Here is a 16,236-nt window from a genome sequence, read left to right as displayed (position 1 = left end):
ATTTTTCTACAAACTGAATAATGAGGTGAGAAGGATGCGAAAATTATTAATTGGAATTGGATTTTTATTGATTTTGTCAGCATGCCAAGCAGATGTGGAATCGATTTATGAAGCGGATATTAAAAATCAAGATTTAGATATTATAGGAAAGGCTAAGTTTCAAAGTGACCCAGGCGGTGTGAAATTAACCGTTAACTTAGAAGGATTGGAACCTGGTTTTCACGGGATTCACTTGCATGAGTTTCCGAAATGTGAAGCACCAACATTTGAGTCGGCCGGGAACCATTGGAATAATGAAGGTGAAAAGAAGCATGGTCTAATGCACCCTGATGGTCATCACATCGGTGACATGACCAATCTTGAGGTTAAAGAAGACGGCACCGCAACATATGAATATGTAATTGAAGACGCCACACTTCAAGATGGGAAAGGTTCACTTTTTAAAGATGGAGGAAAGGCATTGATTATACACTCCGACCAAGACGACGGTGTTAGTCAGCCTGCTGGAAATGCAGGTGATCGCGTTGCTTGTGCTGAAGTAATCAAAGGTCAAGAGCGCTCAGAAGGTCAAAACCCAGGTGATCAAGTCGAAGAACAAGAAGAAGAGAAAAAGTAAAGCGATTGGGCTACCCCAATCGCTTTTCCTTATCCAAAAACTTTAATAATACGATCGATTCCTTCTTCAATCACTTGCTTAGGTGAAGCGATATTTATCCGCATAAACGTTTCACCTTGGTCACCAAATGATTTACCGTCATTTAGACCAACTTTTGCTTCATCGTTCAACTTGCGCTTGATTTCATCATGGTCTAGACCTGTTTTAGAAAAATCTAACCATACTAAATAAGTACCTTCAGTATCAACAGCAGATATTTTTGTACCTGCCAATTTTTCATCAATTAACTGCTTATTTTCCTCAAGCTGGCGAATCAATGCATCTAGCCAGTCAGCACCATGATTATAGACTGTTTCCATCGCCGTGAATGCGAAGGTATTCAGTGATGAGAATCCTTGACGCATTAACTGCTCATTGACTTTCTTTTTAAGATCTTCATTTGGTGAAATAACATATGAAGCCTGAAGACCAGCAATATTAAACGTTTTAGATGGAGCCATTAATGTAAAAGTAAGCTTAGCTATCTCATCATTTAAAGTAGAAATCGGCGTGTGTTCGTATCCATCAAACACAATGTCTGCATGAATATCATCAGAGAATAACCAAACATTATATTTAACACATAAATCAGCCAATTTTTCTAGCTCATCGTTATTCCAAACGCGCCCAACTGGATTGTGTGGACTACATAAAATAAATGCTTTGGCTCCATTTTTAAACGTCTCTTCTAGATGGTCAAAATCCATCTCATAATGTCCATTACGATTAACTAATGGATTCTCAACTAGCTCACGATTATGAGCTTTTATGACAGAGAAAAATGGAGGATACACTGGTGGTTGAATGACAATTTGGTCATTTTCCTCTGTGAAAATTTGAACAAGTGCATGTAAAGATGGAATCACACCAGGACTAAAACTTAATAAGCTCGTGTCGATCTCAAAATTATGTCTTGATGACAGCCAATTTTTAATAGATTGTAAGATGTCATCATCAAATGTGGTGTAACCATATAAATTATGTTTTGCTCTCTTAATTAACGCTTCTTCCAGCTCTGGAACGGATTCAAAATCCATGTCAGCCACCCATAATGGGAGGACATCCGAACGGCCAAATAATGTTTCGCGATATTCAAATTTGGCTGCACGCGTATTTTCTCGATTAATTACATCACTAAAATTATATGTCATGTTTATTCACCTCAATATTAAGTTTAACGAAATATGGAAGTGAATGCTAAAAAATTTCAAAAAAAAAGAGCAAAGTGCTTATCCAACACTTTGCCAAAGGGGGAATACGAGAAAGTATTACATTACTATTTATAACCGTTTTAAAAATTATTAAACATGATTTTATAAAAAAATGCAGAAAATATACGTGATGGTTTAACTTAAGCATTTTTTGATTAAGTGCTTAGATTGTGTTAAAATATTAAATTGTGCAAAAGAAATAGCGTCGGGAGTTGTATAATATGTCAAAAATCATCGAAGAAGGACAAGTGCTAACTGGTAAAGTAACAGGTATCCAACCTTATGGTGCCTTTGTTGCCTTAGATGAAAATACTCAGGGCCTTGTTCACATTTCAGAAGTTACTCACGGTTATGTAAAAGATGTGAATGATCATCTTACCGTTGGTGATGAAGTACAGGTTAAAGTGTTAAACGTAGAAGAAGATAGTGGAAAATATTCTTTATCTATTCGTGCTACGGAAGAAAAACCAAAAACACAAAAACAGCCTAAAAAGCAAGCTGCTCAACCTAAGAAACAAGAAGATCAAGGAACTGGCTTTAACGTTCTTAAAGATAAACTTGAAGAGTGGATTGAGCAATCAAAAGACCGTGAACAAACGTATCGTGGTTAATCTTAAAGTGTCTCAGAGGAATTCCTCGAGACACTTTTTTTGATTAAAAAGGATTTTTTCCTCATAATAAAAATTAGGTAATGGAAGAAAGGAGTAATCGACATGGAAAATTTCACGTTTCACAACCCTACAAAATTAGTATTTGGTCGAGGTCAGCTAGAGAGTTTACCTAACTTAATTCCTGACGGCGTAAACAAAGTGTTAATTGTTTACGGTGGAGGAAGTATTAAACGTAATGGTATTTTTGCTAATGTACAGAAAAAATTACAAGACAATGGATATGAAACTTTTGAATTTGGTGGTGTTGAGCCAAACCCACGCTTAGCGACAGTGAATAAAGGTGCAGATTTTTGTAAAGAAAACAACATTGATTTCTTATTAGCGGTAGGTGGCGGTAGTGTTATTGATGCAACAAAAACAATCGCAAACGCAGCTAAGTACGATGGAGACGCTTGGGATCTTGTTACGAAAAAAGTAACCCCACAAGATGCGCTTCCGTTAGGCACAGTGTTAACGCTAGCAGCTACTGGTTCAGAAATGAACGCAGGTGCGGTTATTACAAACTGGGAGACAAACGAGAAATATGGGTGGGGCTCACCTTTCTCTTATCCTAAATTCTCAATCTTAGACCCAGTTCATACTTATTCAGTTCCAAAAGATCAAACGATTTACGGAATTGTTGATATGATGAGTCATATCTTTGAGCAGTACTTTTATCGTCCAACCACAGCGCCAGTTCAGGAGCGCATGTGTGAAGGTGTATTAAAAACGATTATTGAAACAGCACCGAAGTTGATTAATAACTTAGATTCATACGAGTATCGCGAAACGATTATGTATGCAGGAACTGTTGCATTAAACGGTATGCTACAAATGGGTACACGCGGTGACTGGGCATCACACAATATTGAGCACGCAGTATCAGCTGTCTATGACATTCCACACGCAGGCGGATTAGCGATCCTATTCCCTAACTGGATGAGACACAATGTGGATGTTGATCCGAAGAAATTCAAACAATTAGCAGTGAGAGTATTTGGTGTTGACCCTTCAGGTAAAACTGATAAAGAAGTGGCTCTTGAAGGAATTGATCGACTAAGTCAATTCTGGACAGCTCTAGGCGCGCCATCACGTTTAGCTGATTATGACATTGATGATTCTAAAATTGACCTAATGGTAGACCGTGCGATGAAGAACGGACCATTTGGTAACTTTAACAAGTTACAAGATGAGGATGTAAGACAAATTTTAACGATGTCATTATAAGAAAAGCTCAAGCGCATGGATTTGAAGCAAATCCATGCGTTTTTCTATGGGATTTAATGTTAGACTTAAATCAGACGGTAGAAAGCACAGAATGTAGATATACCTCAATTTTGGAATGAGTCTCACGCGAATGGAACGGTTGAACAGATATCTAGACAAGCGGGAGATTTAGGAGTTTTAGGTGTTTGTATGGATTTTTCATCTGATTTAGAGAAATTATCCTATGTAATTGGTATTGAAAAAACTAAACATGAACCAATGGATGGCTTAGTTGAGAAAGAAATTCCAGAAGCAACTTGGGCCGTTTTCGAATCCGTTGGTGCGATGCCAAATGCCATTCAAAATGTATGGAAGCGAATCTTTTCTGAATGGTTCCCTTCAACCGGTTATGAACATGCTGGTGGACCTGAAATCGAAGTGTATCCTAATAGTGATGCCTATAGTGAAGGTTATCGTTGTGAAGTTTGGATTCCTATAAAAGAAAAAAACTAATTTTTTTTACTAACACATAGGTTCTCTGAATTTGCGTGTTTTTATTTCGGTTGGAATTTTATGTTAATATAAGAATGATTAAATTTTTATCAAAGGGTGGGTAAATGATGACTTGGTTAAACATCGGTAGTCTAATTCTGGGTGTTGTGGCTTGGTTTATACCAATTATTGCTCTTGTGTATGATAAACAGCGCGAGAGCTCTAATTTGGCTGTTCTAGCCTTTATGAGTATTAGTGCTTGTGCGGTTGCATTATTTTTTCAAATTATTTATCAAAATCATTTAGTTAGGATTGAAGATTGGGCAGCAATCATGGATACAACAGGAGCCTTAGTAAAAGTTGGGGCTGTGCTGCTATTGGTGACGTTGGTTTTAAACACGATCATGATTTATCGCCATAAAACATCTTAAATTTCTTTGGCAAATTCTTAAATGAATGTTTATTTTTTCGCCGTACATACTAGTGGTGAGGTGATAAACGTGAAACAGTTAGATTCAGGTATTGATAATCAAATGTATGACTTATATGATTTAGAAAATATATTAAAACGCTTAGACTTTGTCATTGGCGGTAACTGGGATTATGACCATGCATACTTTGACTATCAATTAGATAAAGACCCAGAGCAGTATGTCTTTTTAAGAATTCCGATTAAAACTGAAATAGGTTACTTAGATGAGCGTGATGCCAAGGTCCGAATCGGTAAACCATTTGTTTTGGCTCACCGATTTGAGTCAGCCATTGACCAAGAAGGGATGAGCGGAAACCGTTCAGCGACCTTTAACCAATTCGCAGCTCCAGAGGAACCAGATGCCGAAGTTGACTCAAGATACGTGCAGGAAGCTGAAGAAGTTTTACAAAAAGTCGAAAGAGCGTTATTGCACTAATTTTTCAGAGAAAATAATTTGATCTCCCTCTACAAGTTCTTCTTGTGGTGCTGGATTCATGACGATTTTCTTATCACGGATAAGTCCAAGTAATAAAAGGCCTTCTTTTTTCATTTTATAAGTTAGTTCGATGACCGTATGACCCTTCCATTGATCGGCAACGTTATGAACGATAAATTCTTGGTCAGATAATAAAGCCATCACATATTCAAAGGTTTGAATTTGCTGGTGGCTTGTTAATTCATGGAAAAACAACGTACTCGTCGATTCATTTGTACAAATTGCTTCAGATGCGCCGGCTCTTAATGCGTTTGCTTTCTGAGCACTTGTTAATACTTCAACAAAAATAGGCACCTGATTATTAATTCCTCTTGCTGTAATGGTAATTAGTATTGAATAAGTATCAGCATCACGTTCGTATTTAGACTGGTCGGCTGTAATAATAACCTTTTTAGCTTCTTCAATATTCGCTTTATGCCACGTTTCATCTAAGCTTGGATCATGGCAAATAAAATGTACATACGCAACATTGATTGGATCTTTTCGCATGGATTCATCGATCAGTACAATTGATGTTTTATCACCATATTGCTCATGTAAAAGCTGAATTAATCGTCTTGATCGCTCATTCCACCCGACGATGATATAGTGATCTCTCCCTTTATAAGCAACTCTTCCTTGTTCATAGGATTTTTCTCTTGTAATTGTGCTCCTCGAAAATGCCACCATATAAAACGTAATCACTCCTCCGCCAGCTAGTATTAATAAAATAGCCACTAACCGACCTAACGCCGTTTGAGGAACATAATCCCCATACCCAATCGTCGACCCAGTAATGAATGCCCACCATATGCCATCAAAAGTCGTTTTAAATTCATTTGGTTCTAACAAATGTACTATGTAACCAAATACTGTCATAGTAAGAAAAATTGTTCCTAATAGTCGAACAAACTGAGGTACTTTGAAATACCATCGCTTTAATCTATATAACATATGTGAATCCCCCTCTGAACGCTATATACATTTTGTCCAGAGGGGGTGTATTTTAAACCTTATTAGTTTTGAGAACAAAATTGAGCATTTGAACGTCATGACAGTGGGTTTTACGTTCACTTCTGGGCTATAGAGCGACATTGCTTAGAAACTTATAGTTAAAGGTTTATTATCTAAAATGCGAGGTTTATTATCTAAAATGCGAGGTTTATTATCTAAAATGCGAGGTTTATTATCTAAAATGCGAGGTTTATTATCTAAAATGCGAGGTTTATTATCTAAAATGCGAGGTTTATTATCTAAAATGAGTAGTTTATTATCTAATTTAGAATTTTATTATCTAATTCTGCCTTTTATGATCTATACAAAACAAACCAACCTTATTCAGGTTGGTTTGCGGCTTCGATCGTATATCTAGCTGTTGGCATCGCTTTGAGGCGTTCAGCTGGTATTTCTTTACCTGATTTTTCACAGATGCCGTATGTGCCGTTTTCCATCTTTTCTAGTGCGTGGTCGATTTCGCTTAGTTCTTCTTCCGCGCGGCGGTGCAGGGCCATGTCTTTTTCACGTTCGTACATTTCAGTGCCCGTGTCAGCAGGATGTTGCTGGTCAGCGGAATTAAGCTCGCCAATACTTTCTTCTAGAAAAGATTCGTTCGTTTCAAATGAATCTAATTCTTCTTGAACTCGTTGTCTATCCTCTAATAGTTGCTGTTTCAATTGATTCATTAACTGTTGATCCATTAAATCTCACCTCATTATTTTAGGTTTACTACACCTAAGGTACATCTGGAAATCGAAATGAGTTGGTCCTTTTCATCGACAATGTTAACTTCCCAAACCTGAGTTGTACGACCTGTATGTTTAGGTTTGGCAACGGCTTTCACATATCCGTCGCGTTTACTTTTAACGTGATTAGCGTTAATTTCAATGCCAAATACGCTTTGTTTTTCTTGATCAATATGCAAAAATCCACCCATGCTTGCTGCGGATTCTGCTAGTGCAACGGAAGCACCGCCGTGTAAGAAACCTAGGGGTTGATGAACTTTAGGTGTAACGGGCATTTTCAATATAATCTCATCTTTCTCATACTTAACAATTTCAATCCCCAATGTCTCAAACAGTGTATTCTCCAACTGCATATTCTTCTCTCCCTTTTATAATGTTTTATGGACCGTTAATTTATACTTAAGTTAACGATTGAAACGCGTATAAATGGTTTAGTAAAAAGGCAATTCCGAATAAGAACCCGAAGATTGTATTCGTTTGTGCTGTAAATTTCATCGCTGGCATCATTTCAAGTGGAGTGTTGTTATTTTTGAAAACTTTGATTGCGTTTATCGCCTTTTTAACACTTAATAGAGTTAATAATCCCCAAACAGGCATAATGCCCATAATGATAAACAGGATCGTAATCGCATATGCTGCAATGAAAAATCCAGCAAGTACATTAATCGCATTGTTACGACCAACTAAAATGGCTAATGTTTTTCGGCCATTTTCTTTATCGCCATCAAGGTCGCGAATGTTGTTAGAAAGTAAAATAGCTCCAATTAGAATCGCAATTGGAATTGATAATAAAATAGCTTCAATTGAAATGAACTCTAACTGGATATAGTAACTGATCCCGATAATAACGGTCCCCATAAAGAATCCTGCGAAGAGTTCTCCAAAAGGTGAATATGCAATTGGATAAGGACCCCCAGTATATAAATAACCGAATAACATCGAAATTAATCCTATAACAGCAATCCAAAATGTCGTTAATAAACAAATATAAAAACCTAAGATAATAGCTATTCCATAAAAGATAAAGGCTAGGTTTCGAACGGTCTGTGGTGAAATACCATCACGGACGATTGTTCCTCCAATCCCAACTGAATCTTCAGTATCTAAGCCTTTAACAAAATCATAATATTCATTAAACATATTTGTAGCGGCTTGGATCAACATAGAGGCTATTAACATGGCCAAAAATAACCCAATGTGAACAGACGTCTCAATGCTCGCAATCACGGTTCCAACAAAAACTGGAATAAATGAAGCAGTTAACGTGTGTGGGCGTAGCATCCGCCACCAAATTTGGAAGCCTGACTTCTCCCCAAGAGCCTCTTTAGTTGTTTGATTTGACACGATTGTCATCCCTTTCTATACTAGTACAATTAACCTAAACATAGTTTAGAGAATCGACGTAACCATGTCAACGTTGGCTGCTTATACCTTGTCTGTTAAGGAAAAAAGTCATACAATAATGAAAGAGTGTTTTTTATTAGGTATGTTTTAAATGGAGGCGTATGCCATGCTACAAACAAAGCCACTTACTATACAAGAACAACTAAATAAGGCTAAAGAATATATGACCGAGCATAACCAAACTAAATTGATGGTTTCGATCGTTGAGAAGGTTGATCATATAGATCCAATTCGCTTTTTTAAGCATTTTCATAATGAAGACCTATTAAGATTGTTCTGGAAAGACACGGAAGATTCCTTTTATTTAGTAGGAATTGATGAGTTTAAAACAATCAAAGCTCAAGAAGACCGTTTTAATCAAATTCGTAAGCAGCGCCAAGAACTGCTAGAACAAATTTATACACCTAATGGCTTTGATAAAGGGACAGGTCCTGTCATGTTAGGAGGGTTTTCGTTTAACGATAAGACTACTGGAGACAAATGGCGTTCGTTTGAATCTGGCTTAATGGTCATTCCTAGAGCGATGTTAACCGTCGATGGTGACGAATGCTTTATGACTTACAATGTTACTGTTAAAGAGGATACGAACGTGAAAGCGTTAAGCTCAGATTTAAAGTATTATACAAGACGTGTTTATTTAGAAGATGAACAAAAAACGCAACAACTTAAGTCAACGAACAGCTTGGATTATCGTAATTGGGATCAACTTATAAATAAAGCTGTCAAATCAATTAATAATGGCTTAATGAGTAAAGTGGTACTTGCGCGAGAATTAGAAGCAGAGTTTAATCAACCAATTGATCTAAATGAAGTTTTAAATAAATTGGTTGAACAACAAACAGATAGTTATATTTATATCTTTGACCAAGGTGAGGACGCCTATATTAGTGCTACGCCAGAACGTCTTGTTAAAGTTGATAACGGTGAGTTACTTTCTACTTGTTTAGCTGGAACGATTAAGCGTGGTCAAACTGCAAATGAAGATGTAGAGCTTGCAAATCAATTAATGAATGACGAAAAAAATAGAAGTGAACATCAATATGTGGTTAATATGATAAAAGAATCGATTGAGCCGTTAACTTATTCAATCAACATTCCCAGTCAACCAGTCATATTACCATTAAGAACGTTACAGCATTTATACACACCAGTAACAGCAATGCTCAAAGAGTCTTATACGATTTTCGATTTAATTGAAAAACTTCACCCAACACCTGCGTTAGGTGGGGAGCCACGTGAAGTTGCGATTAACTATATTGAAGAAAATGAACCGTTTGAACGCGGGTGGTATGCTGCACCAGTTGGTTGGGTTGACCAAGAAGGTAATGGGGAGATGGCTGTTGCGATTCGTTCTGCTTTAATTAACAACAACACGGCTACATTATTTGCTGGTTGTGGTATTGTGGCAGAATCAGACCCACAAGAGGAATATGAAGAGACGAAGTTGAAATTCACGCCGATGTTAGAGGCTCTGGGAGGTATCTCTCAATGAATATGGGAGAGAAAACGTATTATGTGAGTCATTTTATTGATGAACTCTATCAAAATGGTTTAGAACATGTGGTAATCTCACCAGGTTCAAGGTCAACACCACTAGCCATGACATTTGCAGAACATCCATCCATTCGTGAGTGGATACATTTTGACGAACGATCGGCAGCTTTTTTTGCTTTAGGAATGGCAAAAAGGACTCAAAAGCCAGTAGCACTTGTATGTACGTCTGGCACAGCGGCTGCCAACTACTACCCAGCGATTGTGGAGGCTTACTACAGTCGCGTTCCTTTATTGGTGTTAACGGCAGATCGCCCGCATGAATTACGCGACAATGGTGCACCACAAGCCATCGATCAAATCAAAATGTATGGCTCATACACGAAGTATTTTCACGAAATGGCGGTCCCAGAAAATACAGACCAGATAAAGCGGTATTCGCGTAGACAAGCGAGTCGTGCTTTTTCAATCGCAGATCATCCAAATAAAGGGCCTGTACAGTTGAATTTCCCATTTAAAGAGCCACTGGTACCGGATTTATCATTATCGGATTTATGGGGAAATAGTACGGAACAATATGTGAACCATATCACAGGTCAGGAACAAGTTGATGAACACGCTGTTCATGACATGATTGAAATGATTAGTGGTTTAGGTAAAGGTGTTATCGTTTGTGGCGAGCTTCATTCTGAGGAAGCGCGTAAGCTTATTTTAAGGTTGGCTCAAAAGTGGGAAATTCCTGTGTTTGCAGATGTATTATCGAATCTAAGAAAACATCCTGACACAAACCAATACATCATCTCGACGTATGATGCGATTCTAAAACAAGAACAAGTTCGTCTTAAGTTAGATATAGACTTTGTCATTCGTTTTGGCTCGATGCCCGTATCGAAGCCTTATATGCAGTGGGTTACCGCGAAGAAACCATTGCACATTGTGGTCGATGAAAATCAAGGCTATCGAGAACCAACGAGTATAGAATCAACCATGGTATTTAGTGAACCAGCCGCATTATTAAAACAGCTTGTGGAATCGGAATTAACGCCTTCGATTGAGCAGCAGTGGAAAAACTTTTGGCTTAATAATGATCAAATGGCTAAAGAGTTACTAACATCTGATCATAACGAGTTAACTGAAGGGACCACTGTTTTAAAGCTATCTGAAGCGGTAGAAGAAAAGTCAGTTGTGTTTGTCGGAAATAGTATGCCAATTCGTGATTTAGATACCTTTTTCTTAAATGATGAGAAGTCTGTGAATGTGATGGCAAATCGCGGGGCGAATGGCATTGATGGTGTGATTTCGTCAGCGATGGGTGTCGCCGCAACAGGTCAATCTGTCACTCTTGTTATTGGCGACGTATCGTTTTTGCATGACTACACGGCTTTATTTATTGCAAAACAGTACGACTTACCTGTTCGCATTATCGTGTTAAATAACAACGGTGGAGGGATCTTTTCGTTTTTACCGCAAAATAATGAAAAGAAACACTTCGAGGCATTGTTCGGAACACCGTTTAACCCGCCGATTCAGACGATGGTAGAGGGGCTACAAGTTGCGTATGAGCATGCGCACGACTTAAAGCAGTTAGAACAGTGTTTGCGTGAGCAAATTAACCATTTAGAAGTCATCGAAGTCCAAACAGATCGAGAAGAGAATTTAGTCTGGCACAAACAGCAATGGCAAAACGTCTTTGAACAGTTGAAGTGGGATAATTAATGATGAACGTTCAAGTTAATCAAAATCAGTATTTTGTAGATGTTCAAGGTGAAGGTGAGCCAGTTGTCTTATTTCACGGATTTACTGGCTCAACAGATACTTGGAGAGAAATCGTAGAACTTTTGAAAAGTCGTTATCAGTGTATCTTGATTGATTTACCTGGGCACGGCAAGACCGAAGCTCAAGTAGATAGCATGGAACAGGCATGTGAAGAACTCTCAGAGGTAATAGACTCACTTTCTATTCATGCTTTTCATTTAATCGGGTATTCTATGGGAGGGCGAACAGCACTCGTCTTTGCCTCAATGTTTCCTGACCGAGTAAAGAAACTCATTCTCGAAAGTGCTTCACCTGGGCTAGAAGGTAACGCGAAGGCTGAGCGAAAAGAGCGTGACGATCGCCTAGCTGAGTTTATAGAATCAAAAGGCATAGAGGCATTTGTCGATTACTGGGAGACGATTCCGTTATTTAAGTCACAAGAAAAACTGCCGGAATCCAAACAGCAACAAATTCGGGCAGAACGTCTAAGACAAGAGCCTTCAGGATTAGCGATGTCATTAAAAAGTATGGGCACAGGAGTCCAACCTAACATGTGGCCGAAGTTAGAGAGCATTCAAATTCCGACTTTATTAGTCACGGGCGAGCTTGATCAAAAATTTTTTGAACTCAACAAAAGAATGGTTGAAGCCCTACCTGACGCTATTCATAAAACTATACCAAAAGTTGGCCATGTACCACACTTAGAAAATCCTGATTTTTTTGGTAAAATAATATTGAATAATTTATAATTAAATCGATTACATAAAAGGGAGGCAATCATTGTGACAGTACAATGGGAAAAAGTTCGTGATTACGAAGAAATTATTTATGAAAAATACAATGGTATTGCAAAAGTAACCATTAACCGTCCTCACAAACGTAATGCGTTTACGCCATTAACGGTCCAAGAAATGATCAGCGCATTTGCAGATGCACGTGACGACTCTGAAATCGGAGTGATCGTGCTTGCAGGTGAAGGTGATGAAGCATTCTGCGCAGGCGGTGACCAAGGTGTAAGAGGTCACGGTGGATATGTTGGAACAGACCAAATTCCACGACTTAACGTATTAGACTTACAACGCTTAATCCGTACGATTCCAAAACCAGTTGTAGCAATGGTATCTGGTTATGCGATTGGTGGCGGACACGTGCTACACGTAGTTTGTGACTTAACAATCGCAGCAGACAACGCAATCTTCGGACAAACTGGACCAAAAGTAGGAAGCTTCGATGCTGGTTATGGTGCAGGACTGCTTGCACGTATCGTAGGCCATAAGAAAGCTCGCGAAATCTGGTACCTATGTCGCCAGTACAATGCGGAAGAAGCAAGAGAAATGGGACTAGTTAACACAGTCGTACCAGTAGACAAGCTAGAAGAAGAAACAATCCAATGGTGTGAAGAAATGCTAGAGAAATCACCAACAGCTCTACGTTTCCTAAAAGCATCATTCAATGCAGACACAGACGGTCTAGCTGGATTACAACAAATGGGTGGCGACGCAACACTTCTTTACTACACAACTGAAGAAGCAAAAGAAGGCCGTGACGCATTCAAAGAAAAACGCAAACCAGACTTCAAGCAGTTCCCACGTTTCCCATAAGTTTTAATGTTAAAGATCGCGTTTTATACGCGATCTTTTCATTATGTTTTATAGGTGGGGTCAGGAAACTTGCAGGTAAAACTTAAGAACCTGCAGGTAAACTCGAAAAACCTGCAGATAAATTCGAAAAACCTGCAGGTAAATCCAAAAAACCTGCAGGTAAATCCAAAAAACCTGCAGGTAAATCCAAAAAACCTGCAGGTAAATCCAAAAAACATGCAGGTAAATTCAATAATCTTGCGGGTAAAACTCAAACAGGCCGATAACTGCACAAAACAGGCCGAAAAGTTTGAAAAAGAGACTGATAAAATCAAAAAACTGACTCATAAATCCAGAAAAGAGACCAATAAATTTCAAAAAAAGACTGATTAAATCAAAAAAACTGACCGATACGAATCATACATAACAAAGACAAAGAGGGATTCAAATGACCATTATGCCCAACTGGTTAGATAAAAGAGCATATTTAACACCTCATATGGAAGCCATCGTCTTAAACGATGGCTCTAGATATACTTTCAAGCAGCTTCAGCATGACGCTAAGGTGTATGCTGCTCACTTAAAACAACAAGGTTACGGCAAAGGCGATCATATTGCGCTCTTATCCAGTAACTGCTATGAATTTGCTGTTGTCGTTCATGCATTCCACTACATTGGTGCTGTAGCATTTTTACTTAATACGAGATTGACGGAGTCAGAGCTTTTATTTCAACTTAATGACGGTGAAGTTAAAAGTCTAATCTATCATACGCAATATAAGGAAGTGGCAACCAATTTAAGTGAGCAATGTAATCTGCCAATATTCGCGATGGACGTGCCGGATCAGCCAGAAATCTCAAATTACGAACCTGAACTAGACTTGAATGATGTTTCGCATATATTATACACATCAGGCACAACTGGAAATCCTAAAGGGGTTCAACTGACATACGGGAACCATTACTGGAGCGCAACATCCTCTGCTTTAAATTTAGGACTTCACCAAAACGATCGTTGGTTATTGAGCCTACCAATGTTCCATGTTGGTGGTTTATCTATTTTATACAGAAGTGTGATCTATGGAATGCCTGTACACTTACATGAGAAATTTGATGTTGAGGAGATCCACCGTGATATTATGGAGAGAGGTGTAACCATTGTATCGGTCGTTACCCTCATGTTAGAGCAATTAATGGATCGACTAGGAAAAAATAAATACCCTGAAACGTTCAGATGCATGCTACTTGGCGGAGGTCCTGCTCCAAAAACACTTGTAGAAACATGCCAGACTAAGGGAGTTCCTGTCTTCCAAACGTATGGCATGACTGAGACAGCTTCACAGTTTTGTACACTAGATGAAGATCATATGCTGGCGAAAATTGGCTCATCTGGTAAGCCACTATTTCCTGGGCAATTGAAAATTGTCGAAAACGAAGAGGAGCGTGCTGCGAACGACGTAGGTGAAATTGTCGTAAAAGGTCCGAACGTTACAAAAGGATATTGGAAAAGAGAGCAGACAAATCGAGAGGATTTTTATGACGGTTGGTTTAAAACAGGTGACCTAGGTTATTTTGATGAAGATGGCTTTCTTTACGTCGTCGATCGCCGTAAAGACCTTATCATTTCTGGAGGGGAAAATATTTACCCTGCAGAAATTGAATCGACGTTAAAAGGTTTTGACCGTATTCAAGATGCCGGTGTGGTCGGTAAAAAGGATGATCGATGGGGAGAAGTGCCTGTTGTATTTATTATCAAAAGGGACAAAAACCTATCAAAAGAAGAAGTTATTAACTACGCCAAAACCCATTTAGCCAAATACAAAATACCTAAGGAAGTCTATTTCATCGATGAGCTACCAAGAAATGCTTCAAGAAAACTTCAGCGCCATAAGTTACTCGAACTTATTGAAGGGGAGGGGAACCATGATTAAGCTAGATCAAGTAAAAGTAAGACATGTTTCAATGAAATTAAAAAAGCCTTTTCAATCAGTTAACGGACTTGTCGTCGTACGAGACACCCTCATCATCGAAGCGCATGATCAAGATGGCCAAATAGGTTATGGGGAGTGTGTCGCTTTTTCAGACCCTTTCTATTCACCTGAGACGACCACAACAGCTTGGGATCAACTGAAAAACTTCTTACTTCCCATGCTTAATAAAAAGAGAATTAAGCATCCAAGTGAACTGCACACGATTTATTCCTCCATTCAAGGTCATCAAATGGCCAAGGCAGGAATCGAAACGGCAGTTTGGGATCTTTATGCCAAACAACAAGGCAAGTCACTAAAAGAAGTCATTGGTGGCGTGCGAGACGAAGTTGAAAGTGGTGTGGTCCTCTCTCTAATGGATGACATAGAGGAGCAGGCTGAAGAATATAATAAAAAGGGCTATAAACGGTTTAAGTTAAAAGTTCAAAAAGGTCAAGAGAAAGAGACGATTGAGCGTGTTCGAAGTGTGATTGATGAGACACCGCTCATGTTTGACGGTAATGGAATGTATGAGCCAGATGATATTCTACATTTAACTAAATTAGATGACCTTAACTTATTAATGATCGAGCAGCCGTTTAGAACGGATGATTTTTACTATCACCATCAATTGAAAAAACAAATGAACACAGCGATTAGTCTTGATGAAACGATCAAGTCTGAACATGATGCATTCCAAGCGATTGAACTAGAAGCTTGTGACAACATTAACGTTAAACTGGGGCGTGTTGGTGGTTATCAGCAGGCGATTCAAATTCATAACTTTGCAAAAGTGGCGAACATGCCGCTATGGTGTGGAGGCATGCTTGAAACGGGAATCGGCCGTGCTCATAATGTGGCACTTGCATCGTTAGAACAATTTACACTTCCTGGAGATTTATCCGAATCTTCCCGTTACTGGGAAGAAGATATTATTAAGGAACCTTTTACTGTGAAGAAAGGAAAAGTAAAGGTGCCAACCAAGCCAGGTATTGGTGTGACTGTAAATGAGAAGCTTTTAAATAAACGAACTATTCGAGATTTCACACATAATTTTTAAAAATACAAGCATCACATCTTGCAATGATAATGATTTTCATTTACAGTAAGAGTAGATACTTAAGGTTTCGCGAATGT

The 16,236-nt window shown here is 38.5% G+C and carries 18 protein-coding genes; 13 read left to right on the top strand and 5 right to left on the bottom strand.

Annotation, left to right across the window (positions count from 1 at the left end; translation table 11 throughout):
• Nucleotides 1-34: 34 nt before the first annotated feature.
• The gene (locus ACTWQB_RS10625; RefSeq protein ID WP_443139162.1) at nucleotides 35-616 is read left to right on the top strand and encodes a superoxide dismutase family protein; all 582 of its coding nucleotides are present in this window, start codon (nucleotides 35-37) and stop codon (nucleotides 614-616) included.
• Nucleotides 617-645: 29 nt separating this feature from the next.
• Here ACTWQB_RS10625 and ACTWQB_RS10620 read toward each other — a convergent pair whose 3' ends face one another.
• Nucleotides 646-1,806 carry a MalY/PatB family protein gene (locus ACTWQB_RS10620; protein WP_443139161.1) on the bottom strand — a complete coding sequence of 387 codons (1,161 nt, stop codon included), beginning with the start codon at nucleotides 1,804-1,806 and terminating at the stop codon, nucleotides 646-648.
• A gap of 281 nt (nucleotides 1,807-2,087) precedes the next feature.
• On the opposite strand from ACTWQB_RS10620, the gene yugI reads away from it, so the two are divergent.
• The 5 genes from yugI to ACTWQB_RS10595 all read left to right on the top strand — a co-directional run bounded on the left by yugI (nucleotide 2,088) and on the right by ACTWQB_RS10595 (nucleotide 5,122).
• On the top strand, nucleotides 2,088-2,477 hold the full coding sequence (gene yugI / locus ACTWQB_RS10615; RefSeq protein ID WP_443139160.1) for a S1 domain-containing post-transcriptional regulator GSP13: 390 nt from the start codon (nucleotides 2,088-2,090) through the stop codon (nucleotides 2,475-2,477).
• 102 nt (nucleotides 2,478-2,579) lie between these two features.
• The gene (locus ACTWQB_RS10610; protein ID WP_443139159.1) at nucleotides 2,580-3,743 is read left to right on the top strand and encodes an iron-containing alcohol dehydrogenase; all 1,164 of its coding nucleotides are present in this window, start codon (nucleotides 2,580-2,582) and stop codon (nucleotides 3,741-3,743) included.
• Between the two features lie 99 nt (nucleotides 3,744-3,842).
• Nucleotides 3,843-4,235 carry a GyrI-like domain-containing protein gene (locus ACTWQB_RS10605; RefSeq protein WP_443139222.1) on the top strand — a complete coding sequence of 131 codons (393 nt, stop codon included), beginning with the start codon at nucleotides 3,843-3,845 and terminating at the stop codon, nucleotides 4,233-4,235.
• Between the two features lie 107 nt (nucleotides 4,236-4,342).
• Entirely contained in the window at nucleotides 4,343-4,645 is a 303-nt protein-coding gene (locus tag ACTWQB_RS10600; RefSeq protein ID WP_443139158.1) for a hypothetical protein, read from the top strand.
• 69 nt (nucleotides 4,646-4,714) lie between these two features.
• The gene (locus ACTWQB_RS10595; protein ID WP_443139157.1) at nucleotides 4,715-5,122 is read left to right on the top strand and encodes a YugN family protein; all 408 of its coding nucleotides are present in this window, start codon (nucleotides 4,715-4,717) and stop codon (nucleotides 5,120-5,122) included.
• Here ACTWQB_RS10595 and ACTWQB_RS10590 read toward each other — a convergent pair.
• The 4 genes from ACTWQB_RS10590 to ACTWQB_RS10575 all read right to left on the bottom strand — a co-directional run bounded on the left by ACTWQB_RS10590 (nucleotide 5,111) and on the right by ACTWQB_RS10575 (nucleotide 8,256).
• Nucleotides 5,111-6,115, bottom strand: coding sequence for a potassium channel family protein (locus tag ACTWQB_RS10590; protein ID WP_443139156.1), 1,005 nt, complete (start codon nucleotides 6,113-6,115; stop codon nucleotides 5,111-5,113). The two genes, ACTWQB_RS10595 and ACTWQB_RS10590, sit on opposite strands and share 12 nt — an antisense overlap.
• A 380-nt stretch (nucleotides 6,116-6,495) precedes the next feature.
• Nucleotides 6,496-6,858, bottom strand: a complete 363-nt coding sequence (locus tag ACTWQB_RS10585) for a TraR/DksA C4-type zinc finger protein (protein WP_443139155.1) — start codon at nucleotides 6,856-6,858, stop codon at nucleotides 6,496-6,498.
• 14 nt (nucleotides 6,859-6,872) lie between these two features.
• Nucleotides 6,873-7,256, bottom strand: a complete 384-nt coding sequence (locus ACTWQB_RS10580; protein ID WP_443139154.1) for a hotdog fold thioesterase — start codon at nucleotides 7,254-7,256, stop codon at nucleotides 6,873-6,875.
• 46 nt (nucleotides 7,257-7,302) lie between these two features.
• The gene (locus ACTWQB_RS10575) at nucleotides 7,303-8,256 is read right to left on the bottom strand and encodes a 1,4-dihydroxy-2-naphthoate polyprenyltransferase (protein WP_443139153.1); all 954 of its coding nucleotides are present in this window, start codon (nucleotides 8,254-8,256) and stop codon (nucleotides 7,303-7,305) included.
• A 157-nt stretch (nucleotides 8,257-8,413) separates the two neighbouring features.
• Here ACTWQB_RS10575 and ACTWQB_RS10570 point away from each other — a divergent pair, with 157 nt between their 5' ends.
• From ACTWQB_RS10570 to menC, 7 genes are all read left to right on the top strand, one after another.
• Nucleotides 8,414-9,799: an isochorismate synthase gene (locus ACTWQB_RS10570; protein WP_443139152.1), complete on the top strand. Its 1,386-nt coding sequence runs from the start codon at nucleotides 8,414-8,416 to the stop codon at nucleotides 9,797-9,799.
• Nucleotides 9,796-11,514, top strand: a complete 1,719-nt coding sequence (gene menD / locus ACTWQB_RS10565) for a 2-succinyl-5-enolpyruvyl-6-hydroxy-3-cyclohexene-1-carboxylic-acid synthase (protein WP_443139151.1) — start codon at nucleotides 9,796-9,798, stop codon at nucleotides 11,512-11,514. Before ACTWQB_RS10570 ends, menD begins: the two co-directional genes overlap by 4 nt.
• Complete coding sequence (gene menH, locus ACTWQB_RS10560) at nucleotides 11,514-12,302, top strand: 2-succinyl-6-hydroxy-2,4-cyclohexadiene-1-carboxylate synthase (protein WP_443139150.1); 789 nt, start codon at nucleotides 11,514-11,516, stop codon at nucleotides 12,300-12,302. Before menD ends, menH begins: the two co-directional genes overlap by 1 nt.
• 33 nt (nucleotides 12,303-12,335) lie before the next feature.
• Entirely contained in the window at nucleotides 12,336-13,154 is an 819-nt protein-coding gene (gene menB / locus ACTWQB_RS10555) for a 1,4-dihydroxy-2-naphthoyl-CoA synthase (RefSeq protein WP_443139149.1), read from the top strand.
• A 69-nt stretch (nucleotides 13,155-13,223) separates the two neighbouring features.
• A complete protein-coding gene (locus ACTWQB_RS10550; RefSeq protein ID WP_443139148.1) occupies nucleotides 13,224-13,526 on the top strand; it encodes a hypothetical protein in 303 nt (100 codons plus the stop codon).
• A 55-nt stretch (nucleotides 13,527-13,581) separates the two neighbouring features.
• Nucleotides 13,582-15,063 carry an o-succinylbenzoate--CoA ligase gene (locus ACTWQB_RS10545; RefSeq protein ID WP_443139147.1) on the top strand — a complete coding sequence of 494 codons (1,482 nt, stop codon included), beginning with the start codon at nucleotides 13,582-13,584 and terminating at the stop codon, nucleotides 15,061-15,063.
• Entirely contained in the window at nucleotides 15,056-16,159 is a 1,104-nt protein-coding gene (gene menC / locus ACTWQB_RS10540) for an o-succinylbenzoate synthase (RefSeq protein WP_443139146.1), read from the top strand. The genes ACTWQB_RS10545 and menC overlap by 8 nt, the downstream gene beginning before the upstream one ends.
• Nucleotides 16,160-16,236 lie beyond the last annotated feature (77 nt).

It is taken from the genome of Piscibacillus sp. B03, assembly GCF_052246295.1.
Classification (GTDB): Bacteria; Bacillota; Bacilli; order Bacillales; family Alkalibacillaceae; genus Piscibacillus.
Note: the sequence above shows the minus strand (reverse complement) of the source record. Positions and strands in the feature narration are given on the sequence as shown.